Origin of the sequence: Streptomyces sp. NPDC053542 (genome assembly GCF_044544685.1) — a bacterium.
Lineage (GTDB): Bacteria > Actinomycetota > Actinomycetes > Streptomycetales > Streptomycetaceae > Streptomyces.
Map to the genome: position 1 here is coordinate 461,197 of NZ_JBITXL010000002.1, position 13,550 is coordinate 474,746.

At 70.9% G+C, this 13,550-nt stretch carries 11 protein-coding genes; 4 read left to right on the forward strand and 7 right to left on the reverse strand.

The window, feature by feature from the left end:
• Window positions 1-2: 2 nt before the first annotated feature.
• From ACIGXO_RS06345 to ACIGXO_RS06355, 3 genes are read left to right on the forward strand one after another with little or no spacing between them, the layout of a single operon-like run.
• Window positions 3-806: an ABC transporter ATP-binding protein gene (locus ACIGXO_RS06345; protein ID WP_399781079.1), complete on the forward strand. Its 804-nt coding sequence runs from the start codon at window positions 3-5 to the stop codon at window positions 804-806.
• Window positions 793-1,719 carry an ABC transporter permease gene (locus ACIGXO_RS06350; protein WP_399781081.1) on the forward strand — a complete coding sequence of 309 codons (927 nt, stop codon included), beginning with the start codon at window positions 793-795 and terminating at the stop codon, window positions 1,717-1,719. The genes ACIGXO_RS06345 and ACIGXO_RS06350 overlap by 14 nt, the downstream gene beginning before the upstream one ends.
• Window positions 1,720-1,749: 30 nt before the next feature.
• Window positions 1,750-2,568, forward strand: coding sequence for a sirohydrochlorin chelatase (locus tag ACIGXO_RS06355; protein WP_399781084.1), 819 nt, complete (start codon window positions 1,750-1,752; stop codon window positions 2,566-2,568).
• 9 nt (window positions 2,569-2,577) lie between these two features.
• Here ACIGXO_RS06355 and ACIGXO_RS06360 read toward each other — a convergent pair whose 3' ends face one another.
• The 7 genes from ACIGXO_RS06360 to ACIGXO_RS06390 all read right to left on the reverse strand — a co-directional run bounded on the left by ACIGXO_RS06360 (window position 2,578) and on the right by ACIGXO_RS06390 (window position 10,784).
• The gene (locus tag ACIGXO_RS06360; protein WP_399781087.1) at window positions 2,578-3,384 is read right to left on the reverse strand and encodes a pentapeptide repeat-containing protein; all 807 of its coding nucleotides are present in this window, start codon (window positions 3,382-3,384) and stop codon (window positions 2,578-2,580) included.
• A gap of 59 nt (window positions 3,385-3,443) precedes the next feature.
• Complete coding sequence (locus tag ACIGXO_RS06365; RefSeq protein WP_399781089.1) at window positions 3,444-4,607, reverse strand: aldose epimerase family protein; 1,164 nt, start codon at window positions 4,605-4,607, stop codon at window positions 3,444-3,446.
• A 27-nt stretch (window positions 4,608-4,634) separates the two neighbouring features.
• The gene (gene mmsB / locus ACIGXO_RS06370; protein WP_399781093.1) at window positions 4,635-5,867 is read right to left on the reverse strand and encodes a multiple monosaccharide ABC transporter permease; all 1,233 of its coding nucleotides are present in this window, start codon (window positions 5,865-5,867) and stop codon (window positions 4,635-4,637) included.
• An 8-nt stretch (window positions 5,868-5,875) separates the two neighbouring features.
• Entirely contained in the window at window positions 5,876-7,456 is a 1,581-nt protein-coding gene (gene mmsA, locus ACIGXO_RS06375) for a multiple monosaccharide ABC transporter ATP-binding protein (RefSeq protein ID WP_399781959.1), read from the reverse strand.
• A gap of 14 nt (window positions 7,457-7,470) precedes the next feature.
• Window positions 7,471-8,574, reverse strand: coding sequence for a multiple monosaccharide ABC transporter substrate-binding protein (gene chvE / locus ACIGXO_RS06380; protein ID WP_399781096.1), 1,104 nt, complete (start codon window positions 8,572-8,574; stop codon window positions 7,471-7,473).
• Between the two features lie 63 nt (window positions 8,575-8,637).
• The gene (locus ACIGXO_RS06385) at window positions 8,638-9,627 is read right to left on the reverse strand and encodes a zinc-binding dehydrogenase (RefSeq protein WP_399781099.1); all 990 of its coding nucleotides are present in this window, start codon (window positions 9,625-9,627) and stop codon (window positions 8,638-8,640) included.
• Window positions 9,624-10,784, reverse strand: coding sequence for a mandelate racemase/muconate lactonizing enzyme family protein (locus tag ACIGXO_RS06390; protein WP_399781103.1), 1,161 nt, complete (start codon window positions 10,782-10,784; stop codon window positions 9,624-9,626). The genes ACIGXO_RS06385 and ACIGXO_RS06390 overlap by 4 nt, the downstream gene beginning before the upstream one ends.
• 233 nt (window positions 10,785-11,017) lie before the next feature.
• Here ACIGXO_RS06390 and ACIGXO_RS06395 point away from each other — a divergent pair, with 233 nt between their 5' ends.
• Entirely contained in the window at window positions 11,018-13,537 is a 2,520-nt protein-coding gene (locus ACIGXO_RS06395; protein WP_399781105.1) for an alpha-L-arabinofuranosidase C-terminal domain-containing protein, read from the forward strand.
• The last annotated feature ends 13 nt before the right edge of the window (window positions 13,538-13,550 follow it).

Here is a 13,550-nt window from a genome sequence, read left to right on the forward strand (position 1 = left end):
CGATGACGACCCCTACCCTCACGAAGCAGGCCGCCACGGCCGGCGCGCAGGAGACGGCGGGCTACGCGGCGCGTATCGACCACGTCTCGAAGTCCTTCGGCCGCGCCGGCGCGCAGCAGCACGTACTGGACGACATCACGGTCGATGTCGCGCCGGGCGAGTTCGTCTGCCTCCTGGGCGCCTCGGGCTGCGGCAAGTCCACGCTGCTCAACCTCGTCGCCGGGCTCGACAAGCCCACCGCCGGGACCATCGACGTGCCCGGCAGCCGCCCGGCCCTGATGTTCCAGGAGCACGCGCTCTTCCCCTGGCTCACCGCCGGCAAGAACATCGAACTGGCCCTGAAGCTGCGCGGCACGCCGCGCGCCGACCGCCGCGACGAGGCCGAACGGCTGCTGGAGCTGGTACGGCTGAAGGGCGCGTACGGCAAGCGCGTGCACGAGCTGTCCGGCGGCATGCGGCAGCGGGTCGCGATGGCCCGCGCGCTCGCCCAGGACAGCGGGCTGCTGCTGATGGACGAGCCGTTCGCCGCGCTGGACGCCATCACCCGTGACGTGCTGCACGACGAGCTGACCCGCATCTGGGAAGAGACGAACCTGTCCGTCCTCTTCGTCACGCACAACGTCCGCGAGGCGGTCCGGCTCGCGGAGCGCGTCCTGCTGCTGTCCTCGCGGCCCGGCCGGGTCGCCCGCGAGTGGCAGGTCGACATCCCGCAGCCGCGCCGCATCGAGGACGCCGCCGTCGCCGAGCTCTCCGTAGAGATCACCGAACAGCTCCGTGGGGAGATCCGCCGCCATGGCCAGCACTGAGACCACCACCGACACCCGCAACGCGGCCGACGCCAAGGCGGCGGACGCGCGCGGCAGCGAGACCGCGGGCCTGGAGGCCGGGCTCGACGCGCTGGAGACGCAGGCCGTCAGCCGGCCGCCCGTGCTGCGCACGCTGCTCTCCAAGGTCGTGCCGCCCGTCGTCGCCGTCCTGATCGTGCTGATGCTCTGGCAGCTCGCGTACCACTTCGAGCTCAAGGCGCACTACCAGCTGCCGAGCCCGCTGGACGTCTGGGGCTCGCTGCGGGAGAAGTGGCTGGAGGGCACGCTCCTCAGCTACGTCTGGGAGTCGGTCTCGCGCGGCGCGCTCGGCTTCGCCGCCTCGCTGGTCATCGGCACGCCGCTGGGCCTGCTGGTGGCCCGCGTACGCCCCGTGCGCGCCGCCATCGGCCCGATCCTCTCGGGTCTGCAGTCCCTCCCCTCCGTGGCCTGGGTGCCCGCCGCGATCATCTGGTTCGGCATCACCGACGCCACGATCTACGCGGTCGTGCTGCTGGGCGCGGTGCCGTCCATCGCCAACGGCCTGATCTCGGGCGTGGACCAGATCCCGCCGCTCTTCCTGCGCGCGGGCCGCACGATCGGCGCGACCGGCATGAAGGGCGTACGGCACGTCCTGCTGCCCGCCGCGCTGCCCGGGTACATCTCCGGCCTCAAGCAGGGCTGGGCGTTCTCCTGGCGCTCGCTGATGGCCGCCGAGCTGATCGCCACCTCGCCGGACCTCGGCGCGGGCCTCGGCCAGCTCCTCGACCAGGGCCGCGTCGGCTCCGACATGTCCCTCGTGCTCGCCGCGATCCTGCTCATCCTGGTCGTCGGCATCGGCATCGAGCTGCTGATCTTCGCCCCCGTCGAGCGCCGCGTGCTGCGCAGCCGCGGACTGCTCCCCAACGCCCGCTGACACCCACCGAATCCTCCGAACGGAAGCGCCATGCGTCCCCATCTGCTCGCCCCCACGTCCGGCACCGCCTCGGCCGCCGGCCGGTGCGGGCTGCGCGAGCGGCCGGCGCTGCTGGTCGTCGCGCACGGCAGCCGGGATCCGCGGCACGCGGCGACCGTCGGCGCGCTGTGCGAGCGCGTCCGGTCGCTCCACCCGGAGCTCCGCGTCGAGGTCGGCTACCTGGACTTCAACGCGCCGAGCGTGCCGCAGGTACTGGAGCGGCTGCACGCGGACGGCGTACGGGAGGTGGTGGCGCAGCCGCTGCTGCTCACCCGCGCCTTCCACGCCAAGACCGACATCCCTTCCGTGCTGCGCGAGACCTGCGCGCGGCTGCCCCGCCTGAGCGTCCAGCAGGCCGAGGTCCTCGGCCCCGCCCCCCTGCTGGTGGGCGCGCTGGAGCGGCGGCTCACCGAGGCGGGGCTCGCCCCCGCCGACCGTGCCTCGACCGGGGTCGTACTGGCCTCGGCAGGCTCTTCAGACCCGGAGGCGATCGCAGTGATCGCTGAAATCGCGCGGGAGTGGCGGCGTACCACTGGTTGGTATGCCGTGCGGCCTGCGTTCGCCTCCGCATCCCTTCCCCGCACGGAGGACGCCGTACGGGAACTCCGAGCCGCGGGCGCCGCGCGGGTCGCCGTCGCCCCGTACGTCATCGCCCCGGGCCGCCTCCCGGACCGCATCGTCGCCGGGGCCCGGGAGGCGAGCGCCGACCTCCTCGCCGACGTCCTGGGCCCGGCCCCGGAACTGGCCCACCTCCTGGCCCTGCGCTACGCGGAAACACTGCGCCGTCCGACGGCGGCGCTGACGGCCTGACCTGGGCGGCTACGCCTGCCAGTGGGCGGGGTGCACCAGGGACGCGGGCAGCTTGGTACCGGCGTCGCCCCTCGCCGCGTTCAGCTGGGACTGGGTGAGGAAGACGGCGTCGGTGAGGTCGGCGCCGGACAGGTCCGCGTCACGGAGGTCCGCGCCGATCAGGTCGGCGGAGCGGAGGTCGGCGCCGGACAGGTCGGCCGCGATCAGGCAGGCGCCCCGGAGGCAGGCGCCCTGGAGCTTCGCCTTGTTCAGCCGGGCGCCGAACAGGTCGGCGCCGCGGTGGTTCTTCTTCTTGCCGGGGACGGCGTTGCGTATCAGCTCCCCGGCGCGCAGCAGCAGCGCGTTGACCTCCTGGCGGACCGCCTCGGTGTCCAGCTCCGCCAGTACGTCGGCGGGGCTGAGCGTGAGCCGTTCCAGATCCGCCTGCGCGGTGCGGAGCCCCTCGTGCGCGGGCCGGGCCTCCGGCCGGTCCAGCGCCTCCGTCACGTACGCGAGCAGTTCGTGCAGCTGCCGCATCACCGGGAAGACCGCGAACATCTGCCGGGCGGTGTCCGGGTGCTGCCGCCAGTCCCGGCCGCCGAACGTCACCTGCGAGACCTGCTGGCCGGCGCCGAAGCAGTCGAAGACCGTACAGCCGCGGAAGCCCTTGTCCCGCAGCTGCGCGTGGATGCCGCAGCGGAAGTCCGCCTGAAGGTTTGTGCACGGCGTACCGGCGTCCTTGTCCGCCGCGAAGTCGTTCGACGCGGCGAAGGGCAGCGCGACGCAGCACAGGCCGAAGCACTGTGCGCAGTTCGCCTGGAGGTCGGCTGGGGGCATTCCGGTTCGTTCTCCTACCGCGGGTCGAACTCCCATTCTCCCCCACGGCCGCCGTCGGGTCAGCGCACCCCGAAGGAGTGCACGGTCGTCGTCCGGTAGGTCTGTCCCGGGCGCAGCACGGTGGCGGGGAAGGACGGCCGGTTGGGCGAATCGGGGAAGTGCTGGGTCTCCAGGCAGAGGCCGTCGGCCTGCCGGTAGAGCGCGCCCGAGGTGCCGCGCAGCGTGCCGTCCAGGCCGTTGCCGCTGTAGAACTGCACGCCGGGTTCGGTGGTGGCGATGTCCATGACGCGGCCCGACGCCGGGTGGGCGAGGGTCACGGCGTACTCCGGGGTGGCCGTGACGCCCTTGTCCAGTACGAAGTTGTGGTCGTAGCCGCCGCCGAAGACCAGCTGCTGATGGCCCTGGCGGATGTCCCGGCCGATCGGCTTGGCCCGGCGGAAGTCGAAGGGGGTGCCTGCCACCTTCGGCAGTTCGCCGGTGGGGATGAGGGTGTCGTCGACGGGCGTGTAGCGGGACGCGGCGATCCGCAGGGTGTGCCCGAGGACGTCGCCGGTGCCCTCGCCCGCCAGGTTGAAGTAGGTGTGGTTGGTGAGGTTGACGACCGTGGCCTTGTCCGTCGTCGCCTCGTACGAGATGCGGAGGTCGCCGCGGCGGTCGAGGACGTAGTCGACGCGGACGGCCAGGGTGCCGGGATAGCCCATCTCACCGTCCGGACTGACGCGCCGCAGAGTGAGACCGCTGCCGTCCCCGCCGGCGTACGGCTCGACGTCCCACACCCGCTTGTCGAAGCCCTGGTCCCCGCCGTGCAGGCTGTTCGGGCCGTCGTTGACCGGCAGGTGGTACGTCCGGCCGTCGAGGGTGAAGGTGCCGCGCGCGATGCGGTTGCCGTAGCGGCCGATGAGGGCGCCGAAGTACGTCCCCGCGGTGAGGTAGGGGGCGAGTTCGCCGAAGCCGAGCGACACGTTGGCCGGGCGGCCGTGGCGGTCGGGGATCTCCAGGGTCTGGACGATGCCGCCGTAGGACAGCACGCCGAGCCGGGTACCGCCGCTCTCCACCGTCCAGCGGTCGACGCGGGTGCCGTCGGGGAGGGTGCCGAAGTGTTCCTTGTGCGGGCGGGCGTCGCGGGAGGCGGGCGCCGCGGCGAAGGCGGGTCCGGTGCCGAGAGCGGTGGCCGCCACCCCGGCCGCCGCCGCGGCCATCACCGTACGTCTGCTGGTCGTCATGGGCAGTCTCTCCTCATGCCTCGAAGGTCAAGAACCGGCCTTGCGCTTGTTGTAGATGTCGAAGCCGACCGCGGCGAGCAGCACCAGGCCCTTGATGACCTGCTGGTAGTCCGTGCCGATGCCGACCAGCGACATGCCGTTGTTGAGGACGCCGAGGACGAGGCCGCCGATCACGGCGCCCATCACCGTGCCGACGCCACCGCTCATCGAGGCGCCGCCGATGAACGAGGCGGCGATCGCCTCCAGTTCGAAGTTCAGGCCGGCCTGCGTGGTGCCCGCGTTCAGCCGCGCCGCGTACACACAGCCCGCGAGCGCCGCCAGCAGGCCCATGTTCACGAAGACCAGGAAGGTGACGCGCTTGTCCTTGACGCCGGAGAGCTTCGCGGCGGCCTTGTTGCCGCCCAGCGCGTACACATGGCGGCCGATGACCGCGTTGCGCATGACGTACCCGAGGGCGAGCAGCAGCGCGCACATCACGAGCATCACGACCGGCACACCGTGGAAGCTCGCCAGGGTCAGCGTGAAGGCGACGACAGCGGCGGTGAGCGCGACGCACTTGGTGACCCACAGCCCGGTGGGCAGCACGTCCAGCTCCAGGGCGAGCTGGCGGCGCCGGTCGCGCCACTCGCGCAGCAGCAGGAAGACGACGGCGGCGAGCCCGAGGAGCAGGGTGGGGTTGTGGTACTGGGTGTACGGGCCCATCTCGGGGATGAAGCCCTTGGCGAGGTTCTGGAAGCCCTCGGGGAACGGGGCGAGGGACTGGCCCGCGAGCACGATCTGCGTCAGGCCGCGGAAGAGCAGCATGCCGGCCAGCGTGACGATGAAGGACGGGATGCCGACGTAGGCGATGAAGAAGCCCTGCCAGGCGCCCGCGACCGCGCCGATCAGCAGGGACAGCACCAGTGCCAGGACCCAGGGCACGTCCTGTTTGACCATCATCACCGCCGACATGGCGCCGACGAAGGCGACCAGTGAGCCGACGGACAGGTCGATGTGGCCCGCGATGATGACGATCATCATGCCCATGGCCAGGATCAGGATGTAGCTGTTCTGCTGGATCAGGTTGGAGACGTTGTTCGGCAGCAGCAGCGTGCCGTCGGTCCATATCTGGAACAGCACGACGATGAAGGCCAGCGCGGTGAGCATGCCGTACTGGCGCATGTTGTTCCGCACGCTCTGCACCAGCAGCGCGCCGGCCGAGCGGACGGCGGACGGCACCGCGGCGTCGGAGTCCTTGGGCGGGGTGGTCGTGGTCGTCATCGCGGGCCTCAGCTTCTGTTCATGGTCATCTGGCGCATCAGGACTTCCTGGGTGGCATCGGCGCGGGCGACCTCACCGGTCAGCCGGCCCTCGGCCATGGTGTAGATCCGGTCGCACATGCCGAGCAGCTCCGGCAGTTCGGAGGAGATGAAGAGCACCGCCTTGCCCTGTGCCGCGAGCCGGTCGATGACGGTGTAGATCTCGTACTTGGCGCCGACGTCGATGCCGCGGGTCGGCTCGTCGAGGATCAGCACGTCGGGGTCGGCGTGGATCCACTTGCTGAGCACGACCTTCTGCTGGTTGCCGCCGGAGAGCCGCCCCACCTGCTCGAAGACCGTGGGCGCCTTGATGTTCATCGAGGTGCGGTAGCGCTCGGCGACGGACCGCTCGTGGTGTTCGTCCACGGCGCCCCGGCGCGTCATGCCGCGCAGCGAGGCCAGCGAGATGTTGCGGTGGATGGTGTCGATGAGGTTCAGGCCGTACTGCTTGCGGTCCTCGGTGACGTACGCGATGCCGGCGGCGATGGCGTCGGGCACGGTGGCGGTGTTCACCTCGCGGCCGCCGACCGCCACCGTCCCGCCCTCGTGGATCCCGTACGAGCGGCCGAAGACGGACATCGCGAGTTCGGTTCGGCCCGCGCCCATCAGGCCCGCGATGCCGACGATCTCGCCGCGCCGTACGGTCAGCGACGCACCGTCGACGACCTTGCGGGTCCGGTCCACGGGGTGCCGCACGCTCCAGTCCCGTACGGACAGCGCGATCTCCCCGGCGTCGTCGCCCTCGTACGCGGTGCGGTCGGGGAAGCGGTGGTCCAGGTCGCGGCCGACCATGCCGCGGATGATGCGGTCCTCGGACAGCTCCGGCGCGGCCTCCGGGCTCTCCCGCACGGCCAGCGTCTCGATGGTGCGGCCGTCGCGCAGGATCGTCACCGCGTCGGCGATCTCCCGGATCTCGTTCAGCTTGTGGGAGATGATGATGCAGGCGATGCCCTGGTCGCGCAGCTCCCGGATCAGGCTCAGCAGGGTGGCGCTGTCCTCGTCGTTGAGGGCCGCGGTCGGCTCGTCGAGGATGAGCAGCCGTACTTCCTTGGACAGCGCCTTGGCGATCTCGACGAGCTGCTGCTTGCCCACGCCGATGTCGGCGACCGGGGTCTGCGGGTTCTCCCGCAGCCCCACCCGCTTGAGCAGCTTCGCGGCGCCGCTGAGGGTGGTGGGCCAGTCGATGATGCCGCGCCGGCCCTGCTCGTTGCCGAGGAAGATGTTCTCCGCGATGGACAGGAAGGGGATGAGGGCCAGCTCCTGATGGATGATCACGATGCCGTGCCGCTCGCTGGCGTTGATGTCCTTGAAGGCCACGGGCTCGCCCTCGAAGCGGATCTCGCCCTCGTAGCTGCCGTGCGGATGCACCCCGCTGAGGACCTTCATCAGCGTCGACTTGCCCGCGCCGTTCTCCCCGCAGATGGCGTGGATCTCGCCCGCTCGTACGGTCAGGTTCACGTCGGAGAGGGCCGTGACGCCGGGGAAGGTCTTGGTGATGCCGCGCATCTCCAGTACGGGGCGGCGCGTCTCCGGTACGGGGCGGTCCGGCATGGCGTCGCGGCCCGTCACTTGAGCTGTCCCGCCGTGAAGTACCCCTCGTCCACGAGGAGCCCGGTGTTGGACTTGTCGACGGAGACGGGGTTGAGGAGGTAGGCCGGGACGACGCGCTTGCCGTTGTCGTAGTCGGTGGTGTTGTTGACCTCCGGCTTCTTGCCGGTCAGCAGCGCGTCGCCCATCTGGACGGCCTGCTTGGCGAGCTTGCGGGTGTCCTTGAACACCGTCTGGGTCTGCTCGCCCCGGGCGATGGACTTCACCGAGGCCAGCTCGGCGTCCTGCCCGGTGACCACCGGCAGGTCCTTGCCGCTGTAACCGGCGCTCTTCAGCGCGGAGATGATGCCGAGCGACATGCCGTCGTACGGGGAGAGGACCGCGTCGACCTTCTCGTCGCCGTAGCTCTTGCTGATGAGGTCGTCCATGCGCTTCTGCGCGATGCCGCCGTTCCAGTCCTGGGTGGTCGCCTGGTTCATCTTCGTCTGCTTGCTGCGCACGACGAGCTGTCCGGAGTCGAAGTAGGGCTTGAGGACCTTCATGGCCCCGCCCCAGAAGTACTTCGTGTTGTTGTCGTTCGGCGAGCCGGCGAACAGTTCGATGTTGTAGTGCTCACGCGCGCCCTTGTCGGGCTTCTTCAGCTTCAACTGGTCGAGGATGTACTGCCCTTGGAGGCGGCCGACCTTCTCGTTGTCGAAGGACGCGTAGTAGTCGACGTACGGCGTGCCCAGGATGAGGCGGTCGTACGAGATCACGGGGATGCCCGCGTCGTGCGCGCGCTGGAGGACCTCGGTGAGCGCGGAGCCGTTGATCGCCGCGACCACCAGCAGCCGGTGCCCCTTGGTGATCATGTTCTCGATCTGCGCGACCTGGTTCTCGACCTTGTCGTCGCCGTACTGGAGGTCGGTCTTGTACCCGGCCTTCCGGAACTGCTCGGCCATGTTCTTGCCGTCGGCTATCCACCGCTCGGAGGACTTGGTGGGCATCGCCAGGCCGATGGTGCCGCCCTTGCCGGCGTCGGGCTTGTACCGGCTGCCGCCGCGGGCCTCCTGGCCACAGGCGGCGAGCGAGCCGATGAGGAGGACGGCGGCCAGGGCGGCGGCTCGTCTGCGGGTGGGCATGGGTGGGGTTCCCTTCGGGTGGTGGGGCGGGGCACGCGGCGGCCGGGCCGGGCGGGGTGGTGCCTACGGGTGCAGCAGTACCTTTCCGGCGCCCGGCGCCATCGCCTCGGCGAAGCCCTCCAGCGGCAGGCGGTGGGTGACCAGCGGCAGCAGGTCCAGCAGCCCGGCGTCGAAGGCGCGTACGGCGTGGGACCAGGCGGCGGGCGGGGCGCCGAAGACGGTCCGTACCTCGGTCTGGCGGACGACCAGGTCCGTGGGGTCCAGACCCGCCGCGCCCGGTGCCGGGAGGCCGGTGAGGACCAGCCGGCCGCCGCGCCGGAGCAGTCCGGCCGCGGTGCGGGCCGCGTCGGCCGACCCCGCGGCCTCGATGACCACATCGAAGTCGTCCGGCAGCGGCTCGTCCGCCGTACGGAAGGAGGTCGCCCCGAAGTCGTGCGCGAGCTTCTCCCGGTCCCGGCCCAGGCCGACCACCAGCAGCTCGCCGGGCGACCCCGCGGCCAGGAACTGTACGGCGATCATGCCGAGCGTGCCCGTGCCGACCACCGCCACCCGCTCCCCCGGCCGCGCCTCCGCCTTCAGCGCGGCGGCCGCGACGCAGGCCGCGGGCTCCAGGAGCGCGGCGGCCGTGAGGTCGGCGCCGTCGGCGAGCGGGTGCAGCAGCCGGGCGGGCAGCACCAGCGTGTCGGCCATCGCGCCCGGCTGCGTGAAGCCGGTCTCCTCGTACCCGGCCGTGCACAGCGTCGTCTCGCCCGCGTGACAGCGGGCGCACACCTGGCAGTTCCGGAACCCCTCGCCGACGGTCTTCCGGCCGAGCAGGGCCTCCGGTACCCCGGCGCCGACCGCCTCGACCGTGCCGGACCACTCGTGCCCGGGGATCACCGGATACCGCACGTACCCGGCCGGGCGCGTGCCCCGGTACAGCTCGCGGTCGCTAGCGCAGACGCCGGTCGCGTGCACTCCGATGCGTACCTCGCCGGGCCCGGGGTCGGCGGGCGCCGCGTCGGTCAGACGATGAGCGCCGGGCGCGTCCAGGACGAGCGCGCGGCCGGTCACCGGCCCGCCCCGGTGGGGTCGCGCTTCTCCCAGCCCTCGGCCCAGAGGTCGAACCGGGCCTGCTGCTGCGGGAATTCGGCGGCCGCGTCGGTGTCCAGCTCGACACCCAGGCCCGGCGCGTCGGGCAGTGCGAAGTAGCCGTCGACGACCTGCGGTGCGCCCTTCACGACCTTCTTGATCTCCGCGTCGGCGAAGTCGTTGAAGTGCTCCAGGATCTTGAAGTTCGGGGTGCAGCCGGCGACCTGGAGGGAGGCGGCGGTGAGCACCGAGCCGCCGACGTTGTGCGGCGCGACCAGCATGTAGTGGGTCTCGGCGGTGGCGGCGAGCTTGCGGGTCTCCAGGATGCCGCCGAGGTGGCCGACGTCGGGCTGGATGATGTCGGCGGCCTGCGACTCGAAGAGCTCACGGAACTCGATGCGGTCGTGAATGCGCTCGCCGGTGGCGACCGGGATGTCGACCTTCGCGGCGACCTTCTCCAGCGCCTTGAGGTTCTCCGGCGGTACCGGCTCCTCCAGCCAGGCGGGCTTGAAGGGCGCCATCTCGTGCGCGAGCCGGACGGCGGTGGCCGGGCTGAACCGTCCGTGCATCTCCAGCATCAGCTCCCGCTCGGGACCGATCGCATCCCGCACCGCCTCGATCAGCGAGACCGCGTACACGGTCTCCTCGTGGTCGAGTTCGAAGTGCCCGGTGCCGAACGGGTCGATCTTCAGCGCCCGGTAGCCGCGCTCCACGACCGCCTGCGCGGCCTTGTGGTACGCCTCCGGGGTGCGCTCGGTGGTGTACCAGCCGTTGGCGTACGCCTTGACCTTGTCGGTGACCTTGCCGCCCAGCAGCTGCCAGACGGGCACCCCCAGCGCCTTGCCCTTGATGTCCCAGCAGGCCATCTCCACGCACGCGATGCCGGACATCACGATCTCGCCGGCCCGCCCGTAGTCGCCGTACTTCATGCGGCGCACCAGGTCCTCGACGGCGAACGGGTCGGAGCCCGCGATGTGGTTGGCCTCCGCCTCGCGGAGGTAGCCGAGCAGCGCGTCGGTGTGGCCGAGCATGCGGGTCTCGCCGACGCCGGTGAGCCCCTCGTCGGTGTGGACCTGGACGTAGGTCAGGTTGCGCCACGGCGTCCCGACGACATGAGTGCTGATTCCGGTGATGCGCACGGGAGGTGCCCCTTCGCGGCTCGCGGTGTCCTACTGCTTCGCGTTCGAAATTTCGTCACACGTTCGAAATGCTGCGAGATAGGTAATGCCACGAAGGGAGCGGTGTCAACGGTCCTCGCACGGAATCCCTGGATTCGCAGGGGTGTTGACGGCGCGGCGGAGCGGACGCCATTCTCACCGGGCGATATCCCGTGCACTGTCCGACATTTCGAACAGCTTGTCAGGAGCGCACCATGCCCACCACGGCACCCGCCGCACCGCCCCGGCCGCGAAGACGCGGCCGGCTCACCCTCCTCACCGGAGCGCTGACCCTCGCCCTCGCGGTGCCCGCCCTCGCCGCTCCCCCGGCGGCGGCGGACGTCACCGACTACACCCTGGACGTCGATCCCGCCCGCCAGGGCCCGGCCATCGACCCCACCATGTACGGCGTCTTCTTCGAGGACATCAACCGGGCGGCGGACGGCGGTCTGTACGCGGAGCTCGTCCAGAACCGCTCGTTCGAGTACGACCGCGCCGACAACGCCTCCTATACGCCGCTGACCTCGTGGGACACGACCGGTTCCGCGAAGGTGGTGAACGACGACGGCCGGCTGAACGCGCGCAACCGCAATTACCTCTCCCTGGGCGGCGGTTCGTCCGTCACCAACGCCGGATACGGCACCGGCATCGCGGTACGGAAGGGCGAGCGGTACGACTTCTCGCTCTGGGCCCGCACCGAGCGCGCCACTGCCCTCACCATCACCCTCCAGGACGCCGACGGCGAGCTGACGCGCGCCCGCAAGGTCACCGCGCGCGGCGGCTGGACGAAGTACACGGCGTCCTTCACCGCGACCCGGACCTCCGCCACCGGCCGGCTCACCGTCGCGTCCGGTGCCCCCGTCGCGCTCGACATGATCTCCCTCTTTCCCCGCGACACCTACAAGGGCCGCGCGAACGGCCTGCGCAAGGACCTCGCAGAGAAGATCGCCGCGCTGCGTCCGGGCTTCGTCCGCTTCCCCGGCGGCTGCCTGGTCAACACCGGCAGCCACCAGGGGTACGACGAGTCGTCCGGTTACCAGCGCAAGCGCTCGTACCAGTGGAAGGACACCATCGGCCCCGTCGAGCAGCGCGCCACCAACGCCAACTTCTGGGGCTACAACCAGTCCTACGGCCTCGGCTACTACGAGTACTTCCAGTTCGCCGAGGACCTCGGCGCGATGCCGCTGCCGGTGGTCCCCGCGCTGGTCACCGGGTGCGGCGAGAACAAGGTGACGGACGATCCGGCGCTGCTGAAGCGGCACGTCCAGGACACCCTGGACCTGATCGAGTTCGCCAACGGCCCGGTGACCTCGGAGTGGGGCAGGAAGCGGGCCGCGATGGGCCACCCGAAGCCCTTCCACCTCACCCACCTGGAGGTGGGCAACGAGGAGAACCTCCCCGACGCGTTCTTCGCCCGCTTCAAGGAGTTCCGCGCCGCCATCGAGGCGAAGTACCCGGACATCACCGTCATCAGCAATTCAGGGCCCGACGACAGCGGCACCACCTTCGACCGGGCCTGGCAGCTCAACCGCGACGCCAAGGTCGGCATGGTCGACGAGCACTACTACAACAGCCCGCAGTGGTTTCTGGAAAACAACGCGCGCTACGACTCCTACGACCGCAAGGGCCCGAAGGTGTTCCTGGGTGAGTACGCCTCCCAGGACAACCGCTTCCGCAACGCGCTGTCCGAGGCCGCGTTCATGACAGGGCTGGAACGCAACGCCGACGTGGTCAAGCTCGCCTCGTACGCCCCGCTGCTCGCACGCACCGACTCGGTGCAGTGGCGCCCCGACATGATCTGGTTCGACGGGCAGCGGTCCTGGGGCTCGGCGAACTACGAGGTCCAGAAGCTGTTCATGAACAACGCGGGCGACCGGGTCGTCCCGAGCACCGCCTCCGGCACCCCGGCCACCACCGCGCCCATCACCGGCGCCGTCGGCCTGTCCACCTGGGCGACCAGTGCCGCGTACGACGACGTGACCGTCACCGGCGCGGACGGGAAGACGCTCCTCAGCGACGACTTCTCCGGCGGCGACGGCGAGTGGACCAGGGCCGCCGGGCGCGGCACGTGGCAGGTCGAGGACGGCGCGTACGTGCAATCCGACACCGCGGCCGAGAACACCCTCGTCACCGCGGGCGACCCCGGCTGGCAGAACTACGACCTGCACGTGAAGGCCACCAAGAAGGCCGGCAAGGAGGGCTTCCTCGTCGCCTTCGGGGTCCAGGACACCGGCAACCACTACTGGTGGAACCTCGGCGGCTGGGGCAACACCCGCTCGGCCGTGGAGAAGACGGTCGGCGGTGCCAAGCAGACGCTGGCCGGGACCGAGGACGGCACGAAGATCGAGACCGGCCGGAGCTACGACCTCAAGGTCCAGGTCCGCGGACGGCAGGTGACGCTGTACCTCGACGGCAAGAAGTGGGGCGGCTTCACCGACGACGCCAAGGCCGAGCCCTTCCGCCAGGTCGTGACCGAGGACGAGAAGACCGGCGAGCTGATCGTGAAGGTCGTCAACGCGCAGGACGCCGCCGCCCGGACCCGGATCGACCTCGGCACCGAGGTCGCCTCGACCGCCCGGCTGACCACGCTCCAGGGCGACCCGGACGCGGTGAACACCGCCGACGCGCAGCCGGTCGCGCCCCGGCAGTCGGCCCTGCGCGGCATCGGCCGCCAGTTCACGCACACCTTCCCCGCCCACTCGGTCACGTTCCTGCGGATCAAGAAGGCCGGCTGATCCGCCCACCCGC

What these genes read in the sequence shown, in the direction of transcription:
- ACIGXO_RS06345 (WP_399781079.1), top strand. Translation starts at nt 3, where the DNA reads ATGACGACCCCTACCCTCACGAAGCAGGCCGCCACGGCCGGCGCGCAG.
- ACIGXO_RS06350 (WP_399781081.1), top strand. Translation starts at nt 793, where the DNA reads ATGGCCAGCACTGAGACCACCACCGACACCCGCAACGCGGCCGACGCC.
- ACIGXO_RS06355 (WP_399781084.1), top strand. Translation starts at nt 1,750, where the DNA reads ATGCGTCCCCATCTGCTCGCCCCCACGTCCGGCACCGCCTCGGCCGCC.
- ACIGXO_RS06360 (WP_399781087.1), bottom strand. Translation starts at nt 3,384, where the DNA reads ATGCCCCCAGCCGACCTCCAGGCGAACTGCGCACAGTGCTTCGGCCTG.
- ACIGXO_RS06365 (WP_399781089.1), bottom strand. Translation starts at nt 4,607, where the DNA reads ATGACGACCAGCAGACGTACGGTGATGGCCGCGGCGGCGGCCGGGGTG.
- mmsB (WP_399781093.1), bottom strand. Translation starts at nt 5,867, where the DNA reads ATGACGACCACGACCACCCCGCCCAAGGACTCCGACGCCGCGGTGCCG.
- mmsA (WP_399781959.1), bottom strand. Translation starts at nt 7,456, where the DNA reads ATGCCGGACCGCCCCGTACCGGAGACGCGCCGCCCCGTACTGGAGATG.
- chvE (WP_399781096.1), bottom strand. Translation starts at nt 8,574, where the DNA reads ATGCCCACCCGCAGACGAGCCGCCGCCCTGGCCGCCGTCCTCCTCATC.
- ACIGXO_RS06395 (WP_399781105.1), top strand. Translation starts at nt 11,018, where the DNA reads ATGCCCACCACGGCACCCGCCGCACCGCCCCGGCCGCGAAGACGCGGC.